Raw genomic sequence first — 23657 nt, forward strand, 5'->3', positions numbered from 1 at the left:
TTGGTCAAACTTGCTTCGTATATGTCTCCAATTCATTGGCCAACAGGTTATCCTGCGGAAATGCATGCCCCAGATGCTGGCGGAACCCCTCGCCGAACGGAACGCCCACCAGCTGACCTTGCTTAGCCGAAAAGGATCGCATCGCGATTACGTATTCATCCATGCCGTGATGTTCCCGCAGCCATTCCCGTTGTGAGGCATGGCAAACAAGCATCTCCTCCTTTAGATCGATCTTGTCCGTGATGTCTATTACCATGGATGGTTTTACCTCCTGCCCCAAACGGTCCTTCCCTTCCATCGCATCCAGGTAATACAGGTGCGGGGTATAAAAGAAAGGGGCCGAGGAGGTCTCGATATTTTTGACTCCGGCGCTGAAACAGGCCGTTTGCACCAACTTGCTGGTCATCTCATGATCGACCATATAGCATAGCGGGCTCATGGTAAATACCAGGCGTGGCCGGACTCTCCGCACGAGCTCAATTACCTTCAACAAGGTCGGCTTGTCGTACAATACGAAGATATCTTCGCATTCCAGGCAATGATAGTTTCCATTCAGGAGCTTTGCAGCTTTGGCAGCCTCCGCTTTGCGGATGATACTGATTTCTTCACGGCTGAGGGTGGTCGTACCCCCATCTCCGGGTGTCATCGTCGCCATCTCGATCCGCCACCCCTTGTCTCTCAATAGGGCAAGCGTCCCTGCACATAGCAACTCTGCATCGTCCGGATGGGCAACAATGGCCAGCGCCGTATTATTCACGTTCTCTCTCATGATTCACGACATTGAACAATCAGTGCATTTCCGTGGCTACATCCTTCAGCGCATACCGGTAGTAATGGAATTCTACATTGGGATGGCTGGCCAATAAAGACATAGGCACCGCGGTATCTTCAATTCCCTTTGCAATCATGAATGCGGTAAGGCGCATCCCGAAAGGGTTATCGTGATTGCCAGCCTGCCAAATCGACACTTTCTCGGCTTTCCAGGTTTCGCTAGGCCCGACGGTAAGTGCCTGTGTAGGCACGCCAACCACATAACCGCCGCCAGACGTCCGCGCATTCTGCATCAATGTGATCGGATGGAGGTCGACCACGCGCGCGGATAAGGCACGGTATTCTTCCGGTGTTGGCGGGGCATCCCGATACTTACCTTCACGTTTAAAAGGATCATTGAATGCCCAGTGTTTGGCGTCGCCCTGCCCGCCTTGCATGACCAAGCAACGGATTTCATCGAAGCTTTGGCTATACGCATCCAGCTGATCAGCCAATGGATAATGAATATGTTCTGCGGGCATACGTAGGTGAGGCTTTATCCGACTGAACAACAACTCACTATTGGCTCGAGCGAAGGAAAGGGGATGTGATACGTCGACGTCTTTACCGCCCTCATACCACTCGTCCATTCCCCAGAAATGTGCATGCTTTAACGAAACCTCCAGGTCGTTCACCAATTGTGCCACCAGTGGCAACTGTTCCGTTGGCCCGATTGGCCCGCAAATACCCGTCGGATTAGAAGGGCGGGCTTGCTTCCACGCATGGATATACTCCAATGCTTCCGCAAGATAAAATGATTCCAGCGTATCGTGCAAAATCACCCGGAAACCGGGGCGCGAAAGCTGCTCGATATCTTTCACACTTAACCTGGCTGCATCGCGGTGAATTTGTTCATCCAGTGTAGTATAGTCCCACCATCCTTCCGCCAGTCTGCTGATTGTCCTGCTCATTATCCTATCTGTTCTAGTTTAATTTCTGTAACCTTCGTGTGCTAGAGCTTCACCACATTTCCCGTTTTCACCGACTCGTCACACGCAAAAGCGATACGCAGACTGTTTACCGCATCTGCCAAATGGTTAGTCAGATCTATGTCTTCACGAATCGCCTGCAGGAAATATGCCTGCTCGCGGTTACAGAGTTCCTGATGGTCCGGCTCGTCGGTCAGATCAATCCACTCATCGGCTTTCGCAAAGCGTTCCTTGCTGTCCAGTTCGGAATGATGTACCAACAAGGATTCGGTTTTGGTATGGGCTTCGATGGAGTCTGATTTTCCCGAAGCTCCGGCTTCCTTAGCAACAATGGACACGGAGCCTTTCGGACCGAAAACGTCTTTTACGAAAAAAGCCGTTTCGCTCACCATCGGCCCCCAGCCTGCCTCATACCAGCCCACCGATCCATCCTCGAACCGTATCTGCAGCTGACCGTAGTTGTAATTGTCTGTCGGGATTTCGTCAGTTAGCTTTGCGCCGATCGCGTAAACCTGCTTGGGCTTTGAGCGCGCCATCTGGCACATTACATCGATGTAATGTACCCCGCAATCCACAATCGGACTCAGGCTGGCCATTAGGTTACGATGAAGCGTCCACATATCGCCGTCGCTCTGCTGATTCAGATTCATCCGCATCACCAAGGGTTTACCTAACTGTTGGGCCTCGGAAATAAACCGTTGCCACGAAGGGTGATGACGGAGGATGTATCCAACCACCACTTTCTTGCCGGTTTGCTTGGCTACTTCGGCAACGCGCTCTGCGCCATCAACCGTGCTGGCAATGGGTTTCTCCACAAATACATGGCAACCCTGTTCCATCGCAAGGACCGCGTACGGTTCGTGGGTATCCGGATAGGTTGAGATGCAGACGGCATCCGGCCGGGTCTCTGTCAATGCCACTTCGAAATCGTCGAACAGCGGGTAACTGCCACCCAATTTCTCATTCAATTTCTTCTTACTGCCGCCACGGGAAACCAGGCCACATATTTCAAAGCCCGGAGAATCGTGGTAGGCCTGCGCATGCGATGCTCCCATATTTCCGCATCCCACCACAAGCACTTTTATTTTCTGTGGTCCTTCCATCTTGAATCCGTTTTACGGTTGCTGATTCTAGAGCTCCTTAATCGATAAATCCTTCCACCGCACTTTGATGCCGCCCCCATCGTGGATCTGCAAGGCAATGAAACCCGCTGCCGCACCGATTTTTTCGTCTGATAGGTGCACCATTTTCTTTCCATTCAACCAACTGGTCACTTCATTTCCAACCGCGCGGATTTTCATGGTGTTCCATTCCCCAACCTTTAAGTATTTATCCTTTTCCGGTTCGGGTTGTATCAGCCATCCACGGCCGTAGGACTCGTAAATACCGCCCGTATTGTGGCCCGGTGGCGCCACTTCGACCTGCCAGCCACTGATCTTGACTCCTTCGATGTCAGACCGTATAAACACACCACTATTGCCATCGGCTTCTTGTTTGAAGCGAACCGTCAGCTCAAAGTCCTTGTAGGTGTCATTGGTTGATAAATAACCATACTGTTTATCGGGGCCGCTTTCACAGACCAACTCCCCATTTTCCACGTACCACTTTTCCGTGCCATGGATGGTCCATCCCGTTAAGTCTTTACCGTTAAACAAACTTTTACGTTGGCCGAAAGCTCCGAGATGAGCCAACATACACAGTACAGCGATCAGAATTTTTGAATTTGGTATCATTTGCTTTTAATTTGATTCAATTTATTTTTCATATCAATATTCAGGAATGGGTTCAATGGTGTAGTACGCCTGGATCTCTTCCGCTGAAGGTGGTATCGCCGGACGGACGATCCGCAATCCGACAAAAGGCGTAAAAGGGAACCACCAATTGCTCTTTGGCGTCTGGGGATCAAGTTCCTTCCAGCTTGGATCTGAATGGGCTCTTGCCGCGGACCGGAGGTTTCCCGCTTCGTCTTGAAAAGACCCACCCCTTACCGCATGTGGATATAATTCTGTAGGCGGATTAACGGGGTTCTCAAGAGGTTTGTCCTTTTTCAATTTTTTGTACGTATCAGCAGCATACTGATCAAACGTCCACTCACAGACGTTTCCCAGCATATCATACAGGCCCCATTCATTGGGCTTTTTGGTGCCTATCGGATGTGTTTTCCCTCCACTGTTACCCGAGTACCAGGCGTAATCGTCCAACCCATCCGCATTGTCGCCAAAAAAATAAGCGGTTTGACTACCGGCACGGCACGCGTATTCCCATTCGGCTTCCGTAGGAAGGCGGTAAAAAACGCCGGTTCGCGTATATAACCACCTGCAGAACTGAATGGCATTGTAATGGGTCATCGCGATCGCCGGCTTTCCTTCTTTACCCATTCCCATCGTCATGTCCAGGTAGGGCGGCGTAGGCCTCGTAATCCCGTCCACATCCGCTGACGCACGCGCCTGTTCGGTGGTGGGGTCGCCGGATTCATAAATAAAGTATTCGTATACGTCCCAGGGTATCTCATATTTACCGATCCAGAAAGGGGCAATGCGCACATCCATTTGGGGGCCTTCATCGGCACGACGTCCTTTTTCGCTTTCCGGACTTCCCATGCTAAACACGCCCCCTTGAATTGCCACCATGTCGATCAGCAGCTCCGACCCCGGCAAAGGCTGTTGGTAATCGGAAAAATCAGCCGGCTGTGCCATCAGTTGTCCCGAAACCAGTACCGGCAGTGCACAGCGGATTAATATACGGAGCACCGTTAATCTCATATCCATCGATTTGTTATTGTTCCTTTTGTATCAATTCACTTCTTTTGCCGTTTGATCCACGGTTGTCACTCCGGGAGGCAGCTCCATAATTCTCAAATTTTTGAAATGGATTTCGGCTCCTTCCGACTCCAGACAAAGATAGCCCTTCTTTTGGGTACTCTTACTGATTCCGTTGACAAACTTTCCGTTGACAGAGAGCTTGATTGTTCCGTCCACGCAAATAACCTGATAGGTGTTCCACTCACCTTTTCCCTTGCTCCGGTTTTCGACCGCCTTGCTTCGGGATCCTCTCGGATTATCAGGAACCGTGTTGACCCCACCGACACCGAACAATTCTCCGTGGACATAGGCAATCGGGGGTCGGACGCCGTCACGTTCATTCAGTTCGACCCATTCCAGATCCAGCATTTGCACTTCGACACCACCGGGCAACCGGTTTTCCCCGGGGACTGCATCACTCCAAACGAAAACACCGGAATTACCTCCCGCTTCCATATGCTTCCACTCAACGTAGAGTATAAAGTTCTCGTATTGCTTCTTCGAACGGATCACTCCGATCGGTTCACCCTTGCAAACCAGGGTTTCGCCCCGCAGTTCCCACGTGTCGGCGCCCGTATTCACATCGTACCACTCCACTCCTTTCCAACGAAATTGCTCCGTCGGTCCGGATTGCGCCATATCGCCCGTCTCTTGTCCGAACTTAAAAAGTGGCTGCGCGACCGCTCGACCGCCGATACCGATCACGAAGAGGAGCGCAATGATGTGGGTGGTCAACCGCATTGGATTACAACACTTTCGTAACTCCCGGAATTGCTACAGGAGGTGACTGCCATTGCAAATCCCAATTGTATTCTTCCAATTTAGGCCCCAATACTTGGTTGGAATTGATCGCGTCCTCCCAGGTGATCTCCTGCCCACTATAAGCAGCCATCCTGCCCAAAATGGCCATCATCGTACTGTTGGCCATCCATTCTCCGTCATTTATGGGATTTCCTGACCGTATCGAAGCAAAGAATGCGTCATGTTCGGCCTGAAACATGTTGTTTGGTTTTCCGTCAAATTTCCAGGGACGTTTTCCACTGATTTCGTGGCTTTGACCCATTACCAAACGCGCATCCCCCTCGCTACCCGTCACATCGATGGTATTGCGGGAAAACGCACCCCGTTGCTGACGGGTAAAGAGAAATCCCTTCGCACCGCCTTTATACTCATATTCGACGGAAAAATGGTCGTAAATATTACCAAACCGTTCTTCAACGCGTTGCTGGCGACCTCCTGAGCCGATCGCCTTTATCGGCATTTCATTTCCCAATGCCCAACTCATCATATCCGCGCTGTGGCACGCCACTTCAACGATAAAGTCGCCGGATAACCAATTGTGATAATACCAATTCCGCAATTGATATTCGATTCCGGTCCCGTCCATTCTCGAATAATTACTGGGCAGTTCTCCGCCGTAACGGAAGCCGGTAATGGTCCGTACGTTGCCTACTTGGCCATCCAAAATCTTCTGAAACGCGGCTTGATTTGCCGCATCGTGCCGAAAACAGAAGCCTGCAAAAACACCGAGGTTCTTCTCTTTGGCTTTCCGCGCAGATTCCAGCACCGACCGGACACCGGGTGCATCCACTGCCATGGGCTTTTCACAGAAGGCATGCTTCCCAGCCGCTACCGCAGCAGCAAAATGACCGGGCCGGAATGCCGGGGGGGCCGTCAAAAGCACGACGTCAACGCCGGAATCGATTACCTTCTGATACGCGTCAAAACCTAGAAACTTATCCCTTTTCTTCACCTTAATCTTGTCCGGAATCGCCTTCGATAAGGCGTCAAACGACTGCTCCAACCGATCTTCGAAAACGTCGCCCATTGCCGTGAGTATCACGTTGGGATCAGACTTAACCGCTTGAATCGCGGCTCCGGTACCTCGACCACCACAGCCGATGAGACCGATTTTCAATACCTCCCTTTTTTCCGAAATACTGCCTTTCGCATATGGCAGGCCAAAGTGATAGGCCACACTACCGCCAATTACGGCGACACCTGCTGTTTTTAAAAAAGACCGGCGACTTTCCGATGGTAACGATAAATTGTTTTTTTTCATTCGAATAATCTGTTTATTCATTATCTGTATGTTTTTAAAGGCATTCATGCAGCCTTCGGCAGTTTTAGTGGCAATGAAGCTTGTATAAATCCGTTCAAGAGATCAATTCGCTTTATCCGCACTGCAAGCGATACCTCGTACGAGTTTCGTTTGTCATTTAATTAAACCGCCTGATTTCGCAGGAATGAAATTGGAGTTCCAAATATACTGATTCCTGTCATATTGCCAATAACACGTCTGCTGTACAAAACTAAAAAACTATCTGGTATGCACAAGAAACGGCTTCATCAACCCGCTTACCGCTTGGTTTCCCGGACCAGCGGAATAAGATCGAGCCGCCTGACAAACATTTCTGCCCCTTCTGATTGCACTTGTATTCGCCCCTCCGAAGGGCGCACATGGATTGCTTGATTGACCAGTATGCCATTGACATAAATATCGATTGCGTCCCCCCTCACTACACACTCAAGCGTGTTCCATTGCCCCACCGGGTAGTCGACATCCCGAGCGCCGCGGAATCCAAGGGTATCTATCCAGTTCGGATCGCGGCCATACCAATTGACCCGGCCCCTGTTGACCTCAACCAACTCTCCGCCAGCTTGATAGACAGGTGTGGAACCGTGCCGTTCAGAAGCTACCGGACAAGTGATTGAAAAGCGTTCGCTCCCGTCACCTACCACAATAAAATCACCCACTCCGCCTTCAATGATGTTACATTCGATGGAATGCATCCACGTTCCGGCATAACCGCCATCTTCACCTACGGAGTGAAACAGAATGCCGTTATCGCGCGCCCGATGCTTTCTCGTGCCGTAGGTCTTCTCCCCCCACTTAAATTCCATTACCAATCGGTAGTCTGCGTACGCTTCGTTGGTGGTGATACACCCCCATTCTTCCCCGGAGATGCGCAAGACGCCTTTGTTGACCGTAAAAACACCTTTGGGGTCTTGGTTTTTCCCACGGTCTTTGATAAATGTGTACCAACCATCCAAGTCCTTTCCATTGAATAAATGGATGGTTCCCTTGGGAGCTTTCTCCGTGTGGGATTGCGCGTTCGCTCCAATTAGCGATGTTGCGGTCAACCAAAGCACGTATCCGGCATATCGCACTGTTTTTATATACGTTTTCATTTTCATGGGTTTGGCCCCCCTTCTTTCAAATAGGCTATTAAATTCGCTAAATCCTCTTTCGTCATCGTTTGCTCCAGTCCATCCGGCATCAGTGAAAGCCCGGAATTGGTTAACGACTCGATGTTACTGCGTAAGATCGCCTGATCCGTACCAAAGGCCGTCCGTAACGTTAACCCATTGTCTGTTTCGGACACGACCCATCCAGAAAAGGTTCCCCCATCTTTCGTCCGGACAACGATGGATTGATACGTTGGATATACCTCATAATTTGGAACCAAAATATGCAGTAACAAGGCATCTGATGGCTGGTTTTTAACTCCCGTAAGGTCAGGCCCCACCTGTCCCCCCTTACCTGCGTAGGAATGACAGACTCCACAGTGCGTTTGGAATGCCGCTGCCCCTGCTTTCGCATCGGCCTTATTCTCCAGAATACCGCGATATTCCTGGTAGACGGTCATCCGGTCGCCCCCTTCCAGTTCACCGAAGAGTTCGTCCGCCTTTTGTTGGATTGCCGCATTTTCCGATTTCATTAATCGGACCCGGTCCGTCGACGGTATCTCCGCGGCACGAACGGTTCCGTTTTCAATGGCCGAAAAAAGTGCAGGGACGAACGATGAATTCGAAACCAGGGCCGAAACAACGGCCGGTTTTACATTCGGCGAATACGCAGGCCATTTGTCTTTTTCGGTAAGCAACGTGGCGCCGCGAGGATCCTGCAATCTGGAAATGGCTGCGACGGATTCCAACTGCACATCCGGCGGAAACTGGGCGCCCAACAGATTTTGCAGTACCTCATAAGACTGCTGATAACTGGTGAAACCCAGCAACGCAATGGCGCGCAATCGTAATCGATGTGATGTTTCCGGCCCGACGGCCACGCCTTTGATGTTGCGGATGAAGCGATCCAAGTCAGACCTTCCGGCAGGGCCGCCGATCGAATACAGCGTCCCGCCTAATCCCTCTGCAAGGCCCAACATGGCGGAGACCTGCCATTCCTCGCTCCGGCTATTGGACACCAAGCGCTGAAAGAAAACACGAGATTCCGCTACCGTTCCCCCATGCCCCAGCAGACGGCCCAAATCCTGCATAACCGCCGCGAACGCGGCTGTGTCCACGCGTTGACGAGCGCTAAAGGTTTCCAAAAAGGCCGGCGTACGGGTTGCTATTCCACTGAGTACGGCTGCCCTTGTCCATTTGTCTGCGCCATCCTTCGCCGCAATGCGGGCGAGGGCAGCCACAGCCTCCGGAGAGGTAACCTCCCCCAATGCGAGCGCCGCCAGATACCTCACCCGCGGCGATTCATCATCAGCCGCTTCCAATAATACCGGTATCAATTCGGGATGTTGCCGGCAGTCTGATGCAGACACTTGAACAACCTGTTCGCGCACGGCAGAAACGCTGTCAGTAAACAAACGCTTCCACGTCTCCATATCCAACCCGCCGAATAAACGGAGCAGCCAAAAGGCACGTGATCGGCTTTCAGGTAAGTCTCCGCGAAGCGCAATAGCTTTCAACAGGTCTATGGCGCCTTCGGGCCGCTTTTCAAGCAATAACCGGAAAGCGGTCGCTTGTTTCCATTCATCCGCCGACGACAACGCCCGGGCGAGTTGTGAAACACTCGCACGGGAGCCAACGTTACCCACGGTATCCCGATCCGAAGATTCGTAATCTTCATGGATCACCCGGTAAATACGCCCGTCCGTCTTACCACTTTCAAAATCGAGTTTATTGCGCATTTCTTCCGGCACATACGAAGGATGATCAATCACTTTTCGATACATATCGGCAATGTATAGCCCACCTTCGGGTCCATGCTGTGCAAATACCGGACGGAACCACTCATCCGTAGAGGCCAAAAACTCTCGGTTTGGTTCCGCGATTTCCGAGCGGAAGCTCGAACCGTGTTCCCGCACCACCTGCCGCTGCACCAAGTTTTGTGCAGATTCACAAATGAAGATGTTTCCCCGGTGCGCCGGGGTTAAACCCGTTCCATAGAATACCACCAATCCGCTGGCAGCCGTGAATGTCCCCGCGTGCGAACGCCCGATCAGTTTAGGAATGTAGTCGGCCGTAGTTACCGCTTTACTGATTGGATACACTACAGCTTCCGCCTCCACAGGGGAAACGTTTTCAACCGTTTCGTTAAAAAGCAGATCGGGGTTACGCTGAAGATACCAGGGTTCCATGATGATCTGCATCACGGGATGACGGTTGGATGTACCAAACCGACGTCCATACGGATCAATGCTAAGTCCGAACTGGCTTTTCCCGCCCGTTACCTGAAATTCAAGTGTTTCTGGATGAAAACGCCCATCAGCTGCCGTGTACGTAACCGGAGATCGATCCGGGTGCGCCGGAGAGGTCACTTGTCCGCCATTGAGCCCACCTGTGACATATATCCAGCCGTCGGGACCCAATGTCGGGTGGCTCATCCGGATTTGCGAGGTTTTGGTATCATTGAATCCCGTGAGCACCACCTTTTTAACGTCGGCAACCCCATCGCCATCCGTATCTTGGAAATAATAAATATGAGGCGCACAGGTAACGAATACACCTCCTTTCCACGGCAGAATACCATTGGGATACGTCAATCCATCCGCAAAATCACGGCGCTGATCGTACTGCCCATCGCCATCGGAATCCTCAAGTAGCGCAATGCGGCCCAGGGTAGTGGGATTGCCCCCCTCCGCAGGGTCGGGATACCCGCGGTCCTCCACGACATATAACCGCCTGTCTTCATCGAAAGCAAATGCCACCGGATCAATCACCAACGGCTCTGAAACAACCAACTCGATCCGCATACCTTCTTCCAACTGAAAACTTTCCAGGGCTTGACGGATACGCTCACTTGTTGAATCAGTTTGACAACCGGCAACTCCTATCGTAGCGAACAGGATGCTATAAAATTTTCGGCTCATTGCGATGGAATTCAGTTAGACTTATTTTTGTGATTCGCCAATAATCTGAATAACGTGTGTAAAATCTTAGTAGACGCATCTTCCTCTAAATAGCTAGACCTCGCGCGCCACGTTTCGTAGCCTCCCAGTTTATGTTGGGCGGGCGTGGGTAGATAACCGTTATATCCATTGGCCAGCTCAATGGTAAACGTCGGCTTGAACGGACTTTTTGCCTTCAGTTCCAATCCTATCTCGACAAACACCTCCGCTGGGATGGCCGCAATTGCCAAATCTCCAATTCGAAATACCTGCAGCAGGATATTTACCTCGGCAGGATAGTCCTTTATAAACAGCGTTTCACGCGCATAGATCTCTTCCAATGATTTCATATGAGGCCCTTCCGCTTTGGCGACGATTTCCTCGGCTCGCTTGATTTCGGTAACGTCCGGTTTCCTCACCCCCAGCGTGATTTCCTCTTGCTCCGCCGCAAGTGGCACCCAGGGTTGGTAAGATACGTTTTTAATCGCTTCAAAAGAGGCCTTAGCCAAGTTATCAGCAACCGATTGCATCTTCGTATATGGCGAAAACGTTTCCCGTTCCTTGGCGGCCCATTCAATGTTATTGATATCGCCGCTTGTTCCGTTGGTCATTATTCCCACAAAAGGGGGACGCTGTGCGGACCTTTCCGCTCCCAGCAATTGGCCAATCCGATCCGCAAACATTCCGTAATAGTCTGCCGAAACTTCTCCCCGTCCCGTTCCGCCCACATAGTGTAAGGAGTAATTGGCCAATAATGCAATGGGGTCCCCGGTTAGTGTCTGCAACGCGACGACCGGCACGTCCGGGTCAACCGGACCGGCCGGCTTCAACAGGTCCGGATTGCCTACCCCCGGATTCATTTTCACTTGATCTTGACCACCAAACGGATTTGGGAGCGGTGTACCCGGCTTCATATGCCAGCGGCGGTTAAATACTTCATTCCGTTCTTCTCCCACACCCCAGGCGATTTGTGCCGGTACGCGATTGCGGTATGCCCGGATGAGCGCATCGGCGGCGCGATCCGCCAAAAAAGCCAGGTAAGCGGGATCTGGATCACTCTGAAATACGCCACAGGCAGTTCCCGCAGAATGGGTATGGGTAGCTGACATCATCATATGGCTGGTAGGAATCCCCGTCAACTCATGCGCACGCTGCTTTGCCTGATCAAGTACTTCGCGGGATACCATACAAAGATCAAGTACGACAAACGCTAACTGGGTCCGACCGTCATCCAAAACCAGCGCACGCGCATGCGTCTCGTCATGAATATTCTCGATTTTTATATCCTGCATACTCCCATTGATCGAAGAGCCGATCTTGGGCGTAATGTTACTGGTAGCAGCGCCCGCCTTCAGCACTAGGGAATCCGCCGCTGCATAACTCCGATCCGGTTTTGCAAGCAACATCAACAACACGAAAAGGCAACCAAAGCATCTATTCATAAGGTGTCAATTTATTCAAAATGTTTAAATAGCCCAAGCAATGTATTTACGATTTCCCGTGACGCATCTTTCTGGACTTTACTCGTGCTTAGCCACGTCTCATACCCACCTAATTCGTGTTGTTCGGGCGTCGGAAGATAGCCATAGGACCCATTAGCCAGTGAGATGGTGAACGTCTTTTCCATTGGAGATTTCGCCTTGATTTCTAGCCCTGTTTCCGCAAACGTTTCAAACGGAATGGCTGCAATACCCAAATCGCCAATGCGGAATGCTTGCAAAATGACCTCGATTTGGTCCGGCCATTCTTCCGCCAGTTGAACGATTCTTTCCGCATAAGTCCGCTCCAATGGGTGGTGCAGCGGTTTGCTCCCTTCAGGCTGCGACAATATGTGTTTTGCCAACTTAAGGATTTTGGTATCGGGCTTTCTCACCTGAAGCGGCAGTGTGGTTTGCGCCGCCTGAAGTTTTACCCATGGCACGTGATCTACGGATGAATACGCCCCGAAAACCTTTTCGGCAAGATCGTTTGCCACTGCGCGCATTTGGGCATACGGTGGCTGATCAAGCTTCGGACCTTTTACATTTATGTTATTGATATCTCCCGAAGTACCGTTGCTCATGATCCCGACGAAAGGCACTTCTTGCCTATCCGCACCGAGCAATTCCTGAATCCGATCTGCAAAAATGGCAAAGTAATCTGCGGATATGTGGTGCTTTGGCACCCCGCCTACGTAATGCAAGGAGTAATTTGCCAGTAACGCAATGGGGCGACCGTTCGTTGCCTGTAAAGAAATAAAGCATACCTCTGGATCCGTTGGTCCTGCCGGTTCGACCACATCCGGGTTTCCAATCCCGGGGTTCATTCTGACGGCGTCCATTTCTCCAAAAGGGTTGACCACAGACTGCTTCATTTTCCAACGCCGATTGAAAACATGCTGCGGAACGTTTACCCCTCCCCACCCGATCTGTGCGGGTTCCAGGTTATTCAACGCTACGACCACGCCGTCAGCGATCCGGCGGGCAACAAACTGCTGATACGCATCCAATGGTCGGCCAGCATTCCATCCCCTTCTTCGATCCCCCTCTCCTTCTGCGCTCGTTGCAGAATGTGTATGGGTAGACGAAGTTAAAACCTGATCAGCGGGTATCCCGGTTTGTTGGCTGATCAGTCGCTTTGCCTCATCGTATACCTCTCGCTTTATGGATATATTGTCCGAGACAATCAAAGCCAATTTTGTCGTGCCATCATCCAGTACGAGCGCACGCGCATGCAATTGATCATGGATGTGCTTCGCCTCCGGGGGGATTCCGAAGTTACCGACAATGCCTCCCCCAAGATAAGGAGTGATATTACTGATGGACGCTCCAGCTTTGAAAATCCGTTCATTACCACCCACGTCAGCTTGTCCGTTTGTCTGCAAACCGGATAAACAGAGAAAAGCACCTAAAATGAAACGCTTGCCTATTGCCGTGAATCGGGCTACTGTTCCCATTTCTTCCAACTTTAATCGCTTCTTGCTTCATAACTTCCGTCCGGCGCCAGACTACTTTGTAAACGCCATTGTCAACCTATGGCGGAGGCGGACGGTGGTTTATACACGCGCTGTGCGCGAGTCTACAACAAAGATAACAACACAACTTGTATATACAAGAAAAAAATGCGTTTTCCGTTGCTATCATGCTAATCAAAATTGGCGGGCTCGGCGGATCCGCCCTCAAGCATGCCAACCTTTGCGATACGTCCGACGCAGGTATTTTTCAGCATCCGGATAATTGGGAAATTTCATCTGGACGGCATCCCATTCCAACACCTGTTCCGGTACGCGGATCGCCACCGTACCTAGCAGGATTGCCTCCGTCATCGGACCGGTTTGCGCAAAGTGCGATTCCGTTTTCGGTCCGCCCAAACAAGCATCTACAAAATGATGGTAATGGTTACGTTCCGCCAACTCCGGCCGTTGATGATCCGTGAATTTACTTTCCGGAAGCAACACCGGCATTCCCCCATGCGGGATAAGCAGTGCTCCTTCGGTACCAATCAGCATGGCGGCTTCCTCCGGATATTTTTCTCCCGGATATAAAGCACGGACCTCCGCCGGTGGATAGAATTCGCCATCGAACCATTCTACGGGCAACACGTCGGACTCCGTCTGGTCATTGCCGGGGAACATCCAAGTGATGTGATTGCTTTGCGGCCAGGTATCACCACGTCGTTCAGGCGAATCTTTCCAGGACTTCTGCACCTCTGCCACTACGGATATCGGCGCCTTCATGTCCAGTCCTTTCCAAACGGCATCAAAGATATGGCAACCGATGTCTCCCGACCATCCGGTCCCGAAATCCTGCCAGGCACGCCATATGGCCGGGTGATAAATGGATGGTGCGAAAGGCCGCATTGGAGCGGTCCCGATCCAGTTGTCCCAATGTAAACCCGGAGGAACCTCCTGGCCCATCGCAGGTCGCGGTCCGGCGAGCCGGTAACCCGCAATACCCGAGCGGTTTGAACAGAGGTAAGCATGTTTAACCTTTCCGATGATGCCTTCCTTAATCCATCGGACAGCCGTTCGGTCGCCAATTGAAGAGGCTATCTGCGTTCCCAACTGTGTAATCACCCCAGCTTTTATGGATGCCTGCGTGAGAACGCGCACCTCAGCGACATCGTGACACATGGGCTTTTGACAATACACGTGTTTTCTTGCCTGAATAGCCGCCATGGCAATCACAAAGTGATTGTGATCGGGTACTGTTACGTTTACCGCATCGATTTTATTCTTTTCCTTTTTAAAAAGCTCACGCCAATCCGTATAGAGACGCGCACCGGGAACAATCTCAGCAGCTTTTTTTAAGATGTTTTCGTCTACATCGCACAGCGCTACAATTTCGACATCTGGATGGGACTTGAAGTTTTGAAGGTCGTGAGCGCCCATGCCACCAACACCGATGCACGCATGTCGGAGTTTCCCGTTTGGTGATGCGGCGAATGCCTTGGCCGAAGATTCCAAAACAAACGGCGCACCGATGGCGGCGGTAGCGGCCGTAATCAAAAATTCCCTCCGTGATGTTGAATACTTGTTATTCATACCTTTGTAGACCTGTATTAGCGGTTTAAAAAATTTGGTTATTCTGCTATGCTAAACAAAGGTATATATTAAACTTGTATATACAAGAAAAAATTAAAAAATCCGCTTAGGCCTCAGTCGGTTCCATCCAATGAAAGAATATAGGCAACCATCTTCTCAGCATCTATTTCCGAAATTGCCGGATGCGGCGGCATGACAACATTGCCCCATGAGCCCTTGGTTCCTACCACGATCCGTTTGGCAAGTATGCGGATATAGGTGCTGTTCATCGGATAACGAGCCGCGATGTCCTTGAAAGCAGGACCTCGTTTGCGATCGGCTTCTTTATGGCAGGCAAAACAATCGGAGTAGGAAATGAGCACTCTTCCTCGATCGAGTTCGTCTGTTGAAGGTACTACGTCGACATCTCCTGCCAGCTTTTCTATGCGCTCTTTTTGAGGTCCGAGGGCCGATCTATTGTCTCGGCGTCCTGCACCGGACTGGCAACCGGTCACGAACAGGATGCATGCTAAAAAAGCGGTCAAACTAATTTTCAACGCCCGCATGGCTACCCGGTTTTGGCGAACTATGCAAACATTTTCCTGAACTTCTGTGGAGTCATTCCCTTCAACCGTTTAAAAAGTCTGATGAAATGGGCCATGGATTGAAACCCACTATCCTTGCAAACGTTCTGAATCGGCAGGTTAGTCTCTTTCATCAGCTCGCATGCATACTCTATTCGCATCTCCTGTACAAAATCCGTCAGTGTTTTTCCAGTCCACTGTTTGAAATACCGGCAAAAGGTCGGCACACTCATGTTCACCAAACTAGCCACCTCTTCAAGGCAGATCCGGTTATGCATCCGTTCGGCCACGTATGCTTGGATACGCTCCAATGGTTTCCGCCCTTGCAAGCCTATGTCCGTGGATATGGTATAATGCAGCGGGATAAAATCTGGATTTTCACCCAAAAGTGCTAAAAGCCGGAGCACCAGAAGTAGCCGTCCCTGTGCAATGGCATGAGGCATTGAAAGCAGGAATTCGGCCAATGAATCCCGGGTCACACCCTTGAATGACAATGCTAACCCCTCCGTCGTGAACAATCGCTTTAATTTCCCATGCTCAGGAAGGTCGAAATAGGTTTCTCCCAGAAACGATCTGCAAAACTGAAGGACAATGAATTCATCTTCCTCGGCATTCCGTTCAAGGGATCGTTCACATTTGAACCAATGCGGTACGCCTGGCGCCAGCAAGCACACATCTCCTGCGTGAAACTGCCTGATGGTATTGCCCACATAAAAGCTTCCCGAACCCGATCGGATGAGTATCAGCTCGTGTGCATCGTGTACATGATAAGGAATATTACAATCCGAACCGCGCAGGTGTTTTACAGCAAATGACTGTGTAGGGGCAATCGGTATGGGGCGGGATACGGGAATCATCTTTCACAAAGGTAATCAATCCGGAAGTATCTTTACGCGAAGGTTACGAAAAAGCACCTTGCTTCCCGGATCGTGGCCCTGCAAGGCAAACGTTCCGCTTGAAATCGTATGCCCGGTACGGGGCGCTGTATGGGTCTCGGGTTCGTTATATTCGAGGATGAGCTTGCCATCAATCAGTATTCGAACTATTTTGTCCTGTACAATGATATGCTGTGTATACCATTGTTTGTCCGCCGCGGGCACGGTATCGACATGGACAACGCCGTAGATACTCCCTGATCGGCGCCAATCGGCGTGCGAGATATTCACTTGCACTTCGTGACCGATATCCGGGAAACCCTCGTCCTGAAATTGGGTGTGGAAATAAATTCCCGAATTTGAGTTTGGAAACGTCATTACCTCCACTTTCAATTCAAAGTTTTTGAAATCATGGTTACGTACCTCACCCACGTAAAAAAGATGCGACCGTTCCCCATTTACGACGATGGCACCGTCTTCTACCTTGAACGTTTCCGGATGCTCATTTGCTTGCCAGCCATTCAGCGTTTTTCCGTCAAAAAGCGGTATCCATTCGTCGGCCACCGCCGGTACGTTCTTCTGGTGACGGCGAATGCCATCGGAACCTTCGCCTTTGGCAATGGATAACCACATCAATATTAAAAATGCCGCTGAGAAAAATCTGATTACATACATAATTGACCTAATTAACTAATACTTCGATTTACGCTGGCTAGATTTACGTTCGGTAGGGTGGCGGACTTACAGCAGTCCACCCTCCATCAACAATTAGGGTCTGCCCCGTGATGTGGCGGGCACAGTCACTGACCAAAAATAATGCAGTTGCAGCGATATCTTCCGGTGTTGCAGCCCGACCCATCGGGGTAATGGACGACCAAATAGCTGCATACTCGGCGTCTTCCGCTGTCCGCTCGGTAAGCGTAGCTCCCGGGGCAACCGTATTCACGTTGATGCCATATGGGGATAGTTCCAACACCAGGTGTTTAGCCAACATTTCCAAGGCGGCTTTCGACATTCCATACGCGGCCAGGTCTTTATGAGCCTGATGACCGGTTACGGAAGAGGTAAACAGCAATGACCCTCCGCGGCCCTGCCGGATTAACTCCTTGGCCCCCGCCTGGGCAAGAAAAAATGTACCCGCAAGATTCACGGTCATTACCCGGTGGAATGATGCTGGCGTATATTCCAGAAAATCACCGAAAAGCGTAATTCCTGCGTTGGCAATGACGATATCCAATGTGCCGGTTTCGTTCACGGCACGTTTCACAATCCGGTCGATAAAGGCAAGGTCACCCGAGTCCCCCGGGCAGGCCAAGCAGTTACCATGCTCCGCAATCCGAGTCACTGCGCGTTCCGTCAGCGCCTCGTCGACGTCATTCAGCAGTACCGTGGCCCCTTCTGACGCCAGCTGGCGTGCAATTTCAAAGCCGATACCCTGACCTGCACCCGTAATGATTGCCGTTTTACCTGTAAATCTATCTGTAGTCATCCTATCTATTTAACTTCAACAAAAAATTTGCCTGGCCGTGATTTGAACCTAATTTTTTACGGTAGCCGTATAGGCAACCGACAATCGTAAGTTGGCAACCCAGGCACGTCCATTTTCGCCAAGAATGTATGACCGCTGTCGGGATAATCCGCCAATTGCTGGTTGTCCATCTCCTTCCTGGCTGTGGTAATAAGTAGGTGATCCAGCTTGGAACCCACAAACGCACAGGACGACACCTGAGGCACCGGCAAAGAAATCCAGTGTTCCATGACTCCTGTGAGGGAATTGAAACCGCCTACGCCGCACCCGCCCCAAATGGCTACCCAAATGGTACCAGCCGCGTCCATTGCCATACCGTCCGGGTATCCCACGGATGCCGGAATTTTCGCCGCCACCCGGTCAAATGTAAGCACTCCGGCTGCTGAACAGTGAAATGCCCTGATTTCCCGCGTAGGAGTATCGATGTAAAACATGGTTTTGTGATCTGCAGACCAGCAGATACCATTGGAGATCGTCACCCGTTCAATTTTTTTAGCAGCGCACCAATCTTCCGAAACACGGTATAAATCCCCTGCTTCCGGTTCGTGGTCTACATGCGTCGTTCCAATCCACAGATTTCCCAAACAGTCAACGGCGCCATCGTTGCAGCGATGGTGTTCCCAGCTCCTATTCAAATCGGAAATTATTGACAATGACTGGGACGACAGATCGTAAACACCGATACCGCCCTGCGCACCTGCTACGAGCACGCCGTTTTGGTCGCAGACTGGGCAAACCAATGAAATCATCCGGCTCCCTGCATACCTACTTACCCGTCCGTCATCCAAGTTATACTCAAAGATTGCATTCCCCAGTATATCCACCCAGAACGCGCTGCCACGCCCAGCGTGCCACATCGGACTCTCTCCAAGCATACAAGCGGGCGCATCAAGTATCAGGGGTTCCATTCCAAACGGTTAAGAAACTCGACAGCCGCTTTCACATCACCGAAATTGTGATCCCAATCGTGCTCACATTCCACGAAGATGTACCCGTCGAATTTTTGACGATTCAATTCGGAAAACACCGCTTTATAATCAATGATTCCGCTTCCCACTTTTACGTCGGCTGCTTTCAAGTTTCCAAAAGAATCCAGATCTTTCGCATGGATACTGACCAGGTGTCCTTCCAGCTGTTTCAAACATTCTGCGGGGTCAAGCCCGCTGCGCGTCCAATGTCCCAAGTCACCGCAGACTTTGAAATTCGGATGCCCCTTCAACGCAGCCAAAACGGAATCAGGGTGCCAAAATCGGCTGTGCCCCTTGGCGTGCTGATGGATGGCCAACTTGATTCCGTAATCCGCGGCCAAGCTATCCAATGCATCCCAAAAATCCGGTTCGGGCTCACCTACCAGAAATTCCAAACCAAGCTGCTTCCCTATCTCAAACATCGCTTGCCATTCGGCAAGGGTCTTACCGTCGGCATACATGGAAACCATCCGCAGGTCATTCGCCTGCAACAGGGATCGGACTTCGGCAAGTTCCGGTTCATTCAGTGCAGCAAGGGGCTTCTCGCCAAAGCGCCCGCTCAATTGATGAAAAGAAAATCCCTCTACGTATGCGACGCCACTTTCTTTCGCTTTCTGTAAGCTTTCTTCCAGCGAAAACCGGTTAAAAGAATACAGCGCAATTCCAACATTGGAAACTTCCTTTTTGCCCTTCGGACTACAGGCTGCACACCAGCAGACTACAGCCAACATGCCAATGGTTCTAATTTTCATCTTATTAAATTTGCTTTTTAGCGGTGATGAAAGGCCGCTGCGCTACGTTCTATACCAAAGCAGCCACAGCGGTGAAGTTACGGATTAAAATGAACGATATCCATATAATTTAGAAAGTGCCAAGCAATCCCGATACGCACATATCCCATCGGAGCACGTTACGTGCGACAGGCTGGCCGCTGCCGCACAGACGCCCAAATCAAGGCATGCTTCCATGGGCCAGCCTTCGTGTATACCCATCAGAACACCGGCGGCCAGTGCATCTCCCGCACCATTTGCGCCTACTACGTGTTCTTGAGGAAGCCGCAGGCTGGGTTGGAATAGTTGCTTTCCGTCGCGGCGCGCTGCCCATACGCCATCCGGATGGTGGATGATCATCCATTCATTGACGCCCATCTGGAAAATAATCTTAAATACGTCCGCACACCGACTGCTCATTTCGACCGGGTCCACCGTTTCCGTTAAATCGATACCCGACAGCCGACTGGCCTCATATTCATTGAGAAACAGGTAATCGACATGGGGCAATGCACACGGGATAATCGTGGAGAAACGATCCGAATCCTCACTCACCAAATCAATGGAGGTCAAAAATCCTTCCCGCTTAGCCTGTTCCAAGACCAGTGAAGCCTTTGTTTTTCCGTCGGGCAGAATTTCATCCAAGCGATCCAACAAGAGCAGGTAACCCAGGTGGAAAATCTTGGCGTTGGATATTCGAAAATCGAAGTGCTCGATATCCAACAACGAGTTAGCGCCACGATGATGAAAAAATGTGCGCTTTCCGGTGTGCTTTACCGAGGTCACGATGGTATAAGACGTGGGTATGTCGGGTGCCATTTGCAGCTGCCGCACATCGATGCCCGCTTCTCGGCAATGATCGACAATCCGTACACCATTGAAATCATTACCTACCAAACCAATTGCTTCCAACGGGAAGGGGGCCTCCATTTTTGTCAGGTCTATCAGAATATTATACGCAGATCCGCCGTTACTCGTGTACTCATGCAAAATATTGACAAGGGACTGTTCCGCTGGAAACTTGTCAATCAGTTTCACCTGATCCAATATCCAGTTGCCCGCTACCAGCAGTCCCGACCGGTTCATTTGATTTGTCGACATAGCCTAATGGATTATTCACTCAGCAATTTTACCAGCGGAGGTTCATCTTCAACGATTTCGGGAAATCGCCCGATCTCTTTATCCCAAAAGAAATTATCATTTTCATCGTCGTTGGCGGTAGATACCTCGCCAATAATACATTCTGCGGAAACGGGATGAAACGCATGCCAAAGCAGGGGCGTGATGGTGATACGTTCTCCGGCTTTCAACACCGTAGGCTCCCCGTTGCGGACCGCCCGATATTCACCGTTGATTTTTACATTTATAAATTCCTGCCCGATCGTTTCGGGGTCTTCTCCCCACAACGTCACAGCGAGTTCGCCCACCCTGCAGATGATATCTTCTTTTTTCTGCTTGTGGTAATGTGCCGGTGTGGTTTGATCCCGCCAAGCATACATCAGCTTTTCACAATACTCAGGCTCTGCAGCAAGGTTTACCAATACCAGCCCCTCTTTGCGAAAAATACCTAACCCAAAATCCGTCACATCCCATGCCGGATTGGGCGGTAGCACCCAGCCGTGGCGTTCGAAGAAATTGATGGCCGATCGCACGGCGTAGTTTATTTCTGATCGGTTCATATGACAAGCGTTGGGGCGGACGAGACATCGACGAATGTACCGGTTTCCTGTGAGCGTAGGGCCGCCTTAAATACGCGGTGGCTATCCACCGCTTCCTCGGGTGTTGCACAACCAAACTTTCCATTCAGGAAGCCTTCCCGTTCGGCAACGTAAGCCGCAAACATCTGCATAAAGCAGTCGGGGAAACCTGCCTCGAAAATGCCACCGGTGATGGTTTCAAAGGGTACCTGAAATCCGAGATCGGTGCGTTTCCACCATTGCTCCGGCCCGTTGGTGAACTGCCAGAATGCCTTGGTATCTTTCGTGCTATAGCGCACACCGCCTTCCGTGCCATAAATCTCGATATACCACGTATTTGTTTCACCCGGTGCCAGACGCTTCATCTCCAATTGCATGGGCACGGGCTCTCCATCGATATCTACCTGGGTGCTCAGCGTCGCATTATTCCATGTGTCACATATCGCCATGCCGCCTTTTCCATCAGGCCGCTCGGTAATGATTTTTTGCAATTGGGCAAATACCTTAGCGGGTTTCCAGCCCAATCGCAGCGGCACGTGCAATGCATGCATGCCGAGATCGCCCATCACACCGATTTCACCGCAGTATTGCGACTGGCGTTTCCAATTGATCGGCTTTTGCGCGTTCATATCGCTGGCATGCAGGAAGCCCGACCGGATTTCAAATATCCGGCCCAACCTCCCCGATTGCACTTCGGCGATGACCCGCTGGGGCCCCGGCAAAAATGGCATCTCCGAACTGCAACGCACAAACCGCCCCAATTTAGCGGCCTCGGCCGCGATCTCTTCAGCTGCTTCCTGATCAATCCCAAAAGGCTTCTCACCCAGCAGATCTTTGCCGGCCCTCAGGATATCGATGTATAGTTCGCGGTGCAGGTTGTGCGGCACGGCGATGTATACGACATCCACGCGATCACTGGCAATCAGTTCCCGATAATCCGTTGTGAGCAACGAAACGCTATCGATCTGTTTGTACCAGGACAATATGTCTTCGTTCAAATCACATACAGCGGTTAGTTGCACCCGCACCGGAAAATCCTTCAGTGCAAACCAACGCCCAAAGGCGCTCGCCGCCTCGCGTCCCATCAGTCCGCCGCCAATGATGCCAATATTTATTGTCTTCATTTACTTCTATTTTAACAATCCAATCACTTCCTCCGGTTTAGCACCTTCGTGTACAATGGCCATCAACGCACGGGTCATACCACTTGGATTTGCGTGCTGAATAACGTTCCTGCCGTATACGATGCCCCTTACCCCCTGCTGCATCAATCCATACGTGCGCTGCAGGATTTCCTCGTCGCTTGCTTTTCCACCACCGCGCACCAATACCGGAATATCACCAGCAGTTTCCACGACGCGATGATAATCGTCTACGTTGTCGGTAGGATCCGCCTTGATGATGTCGGCCCCCAACTCCACGCCCTGCCTGACCAGGGGAATAATTTTCGTCGGATCACCATTCACCATGTATCCCCCCGCTTCATTATTTGGACGGAACACCAAGGGCTCCACCATCAGCGGGATACCGTAACGTTCGGTCTCCGGCTTTATTTTCAAGATATTCTGGATACATTGATCGGTCACTTCCGGTTCGTCCGGAATGCTGAACAGATTTACCACGACACATACTGCGTCCAAACGAATGGCCTGCTCCACCGGATTTTCGATCATCCGACTGAACAGGGTACGTGGCAATTGCTTGCCGTATACGTTGGCGACGTCGGTGCGTAAAACCAAGGATGGTTTTTCTCGTCCTGCAACAGACTGCAGGTAATGCGCTTGACCAACCGTGAGTTGGATGGCATCCGGAGCTGCCTCTACCAAGACATCCACCGCGTTCTTGATACTTTCAATGCCTTGCAAAAAGGAATACTCATTAAAGAACCCGTGATCAATCGCCACATCAAAACAATTACCTGAGTTTCTGTTAAAGAGTCTGTTTAATCTATACGTTTTCATTCGTAAATTATTATTGATTTATTATTTGTTTCAACGGCATCAATGACATCGCTTCGCTAGTTTATTCGTTAATTTTTATTCGTTAATTGCCCCATAGAACCTACC

At 50.8% G+C, this 23657-nt stretch carries 22 protein-coding genes; all 22 read right to left on the reverse strand.

What is annotated here, in order from left to right; translation table 11 throughout:
- Positions 1 to 4: 4 nt before the first annotated feature.
- The 22 genes from ACFQRK_RS08440 to ACFQRK_RS08545 all read right to left on the reverse strand — a co-directional run bounded on the left by ACFQRK_RS08440 (position 5) and on the right by ACFQRK_RS08545 (position 23552).
- Positions 5 to 769, reverse strand: a complete 765-nt coding sequence (locus ACFQRK_RS08440; RefSeq protein WP_379005536.1) for a PIG-L deacetylase family protein — start codon at positions 767 to 769, stop codon at positions 5 to 7.
- 19 nt (positions 770 to 788) lie between these two features.
- Entirely contained in the window at positions 789 to 1721 is a 933-nt protein-coding gene (locus tag ACFQRK_RS08445; protein ID WP_379005538.1) for a hypothetical protein, read from the reverse strand.
- A 41-nt stretch (positions 1722 to 1762) separates the two neighbouring features.
- Positions 1763 to 2842 (reverse strand): Gfo/Idh/MocA family protein, encoded by a 1080-nt coding sequence (locus ACFQRK_RS08450; RefSeq protein ID WP_379005540.1) that lies wholly within the window; start codon positions 2840 to 2842, stop codon positions 1763 to 1765.
- Positions 2843 to 2869: 27 nt separating this feature from the next.
- Entirely contained in the window at positions 2870 to 3472 is a 603-nt protein-coding gene (locus ACFQRK_RS08455; protein WP_379005542.1) for a DUF1080 domain-containing protein, read from the reverse strand.
- 33 nt (positions 3473 to 3505) lie between these two features.
- Entirely contained in the window at positions 3506 to 4507 is a 1002-nt protein-coding gene (locus ACFQRK_RS08460) for a formylglycine-generating enzyme family protein (RefSeq protein ID WP_379005543.1), read from the reverse strand.
- A 24-nt stretch (positions 4508 to 4531) separates the two neighbouring features.
- On the reverse strand, positions 4532 to 5281 hold the full coding sequence (locus ACFQRK_RS08465; protein ID WP_379005545.1) for a DUF1080 domain-containing protein: 750 nt from the start codon (positions 5279 to 5281) through the stop codon (positions 4532 to 4534).
- Positions 5282 to 5285: 4 nt separating this feature from the next.
- Positions 5286 to 6602, reverse strand: coding sequence for a Gfo/Idh/MocA family protein (locus tag ACFQRK_RS08470; RefSeq protein WP_379005547.1), 1317 nt, complete (start codon positions 6600 to 6602; stop codon positions 5286 to 5288).
- Between the two features lie 296 nt (positions 6603 to 6898).
- The gene (locus ACFQRK_RS08475; protein ID WP_379005549.1) at positions 6899 to 7732 is read right to left on the reverse strand and encodes a DUF1080 domain-containing protein; all 834 of its coding nucleotides are present in this window, start codon (positions 7730 to 7732) and stop codon (positions 6899 to 6901) included.
- A gap of 2 nt (positions 7733 to 7734) precedes the next feature.
- Positions 7735 to 10650 carry a PVC-type heme-binding CxxCH protein gene (locus ACFQRK_RS08480; RefSeq protein ID WP_379005551.1) on the reverse strand — a complete coding sequence of 972 codons (2916 nt, stop codon included), beginning with the start codon at positions 10648 to 10650 and terminating at the stop codon, positions 7735 to 7737.
- Positions 10651 to 10661: 11 nt separating this feature from the next.
- The gene (locus tag ACFQRK_RS08485) at positions 10662 to 12110 is read right to left on the reverse strand and encodes a hypothetical protein (protein ID WP_379005553.1); all 1449 of its coding nucleotides are present in this window, start codon (positions 12108 to 12110) and stop codon (positions 10662 to 10664) included.
- 11 nt (positions 12111 to 12121) lie between these two features.
- A complete protein-coding gene (locus ACFQRK_RS08490; protein WP_379005555.1) occupies positions 12122 to 13603 on the reverse strand; it encodes a neutral/alkaline non-lysosomal ceramidase N-terminal domain-containing protein in 1482 nt (493 codons plus the stop codon).
- A 222-nt stretch (positions 13604 to 13825) separates the two neighbouring features.
- Entirely contained in the window at positions 13826 to 15190 is a 1365-nt protein-coding gene (locus ACFQRK_RS08495; RefSeq protein WP_379005557.1) for a Gfo/Idh/MocA family protein, read from the reverse strand.
- 113 nt (positions 15191 to 15303) lie between these two features.
- Positions 15304 to 15735 (reverse strand): c-type cytochrome, encoded by a 432-nt coding sequence (locus tag ACFQRK_RS08500; RefSeq protein ID WP_379005558.1) that lies wholly within the window; start codon positions 15733 to 15735, stop codon positions 15304 to 15306.
- A gap of 20 nt (positions 15736 to 15755) precedes the next feature.
- Positions 15756 to 16610 (reverse strand): AraC family transcriptional regulator, encoded by an 855-nt coding sequence (locus tag ACFQRK_RS08505; protein WP_379005560.1) that lies wholly within the window; start codon positions 16608 to 16610, stop codon positions 15756 to 15758.
- 15 nt (positions 16611 to 16625) lie between these two features.
- Positions 16626 to 17303: a DUF1080 domain-containing protein gene (locus ACFQRK_RS08510; RefSeq protein ID WP_379005561.1), complete on the reverse strand. Its 678-nt coding sequence runs from the start codon at positions 17301 to 17303 to the stop codon at positions 16626 to 16628.
- Between the two features lie 43 nt (positions 17304 to 17346).
- Positions 17347 to 18117, reverse strand: coding sequence for an SDR family NAD(P)-dependent oxidoreductase (locus ACFQRK_RS08515; RefSeq protein WP_379005563.1), 771 nt, complete (start codon positions 18115 to 18117; stop codon positions 17347 to 17349).
- A 56-nt stretch (positions 18118 to 18173) separates the two neighbouring features.
- Positions 18174 to 19064 carry an SMP-30/gluconolactonase/LRE family protein gene (locus ACFQRK_RS08520; protein ID WP_379005565.1) on the reverse strand — a complete coding sequence of 297 codons (891 nt, stop codon included), beginning with the start codon at positions 19062 to 19064 and terminating at the stop codon, positions 18174 to 18176.
- Positions 19052 to 19876 carry a sugar phosphate isomerase/epimerase family protein gene (locus tag ACFQRK_RS08525; RefSeq protein ID WP_379005566.1) on the reverse strand — a complete coding sequence of 275 codons (825 nt, stop codon included), beginning with the start codon at positions 19874 to 19876 and terminating at the stop codon, positions 19052 to 19054. Before ACFQRK_RS08525 ends, ACFQRK_RS08520 begins: the two co-directional genes overlap by 13 nt.
- Positions 19877 to 19960: 84 nt before the next feature.
- Positions 19961 to 20995, reverse strand: a complete 1035-nt coding sequence (locus ACFQRK_RS08530; RefSeq protein WP_379005568.1) for a carbohydrate kinase family protein — start codon at positions 20993 to 20995, stop codon at positions 19961 to 19963.
- Positions 20996 to 21006: 11 nt separating this feature from the next.
- Positions 21007 to 21573, reverse strand: coding sequence for a D-lyxose/D-mannose family sugar isomerase (locus ACFQRK_RS08535; protein ID WP_379005570.1), 567 nt, complete (start codon positions 21571 to 21573; stop codon positions 21007 to 21009).
- Entirely contained in the window at positions 21570 to 22715 is a 1146-nt protein-coding gene (locus tag ACFQRK_RS08540) for a Gfo/Idh/MocA family protein (RefSeq protein WP_379005572.1), read from the reverse strand. Before ACFQRK_RS08540 ends, ACFQRK_RS08535 begins: the two co-directional genes overlap by 4 nt.
- Before the next feature lie 6 nt (positions 22716 to 22721).
- Positions 22722 to 23552, reverse strand: coding sequence for a class I fructose-bisphosphate aldolase (locus ACFQRK_RS08545; RefSeq protein WP_379005574.1), 831 nt, complete (start codon positions 23550 to 23552; stop codon positions 22722 to 22724).
- Positions 23553 to 23657 lie beyond the last annotated feature (105 nt).

The sequence above is a fragment of the Parapedobacter sp. GCM10030251 genome, assembly GCF_042666505.1.
Classification (GTDB): domain Bacteria; phylum Bacteroidota; class Bacteroidia; order Sphingobacteriales; family Sphingobacteriaceae; genus Parapedobacter.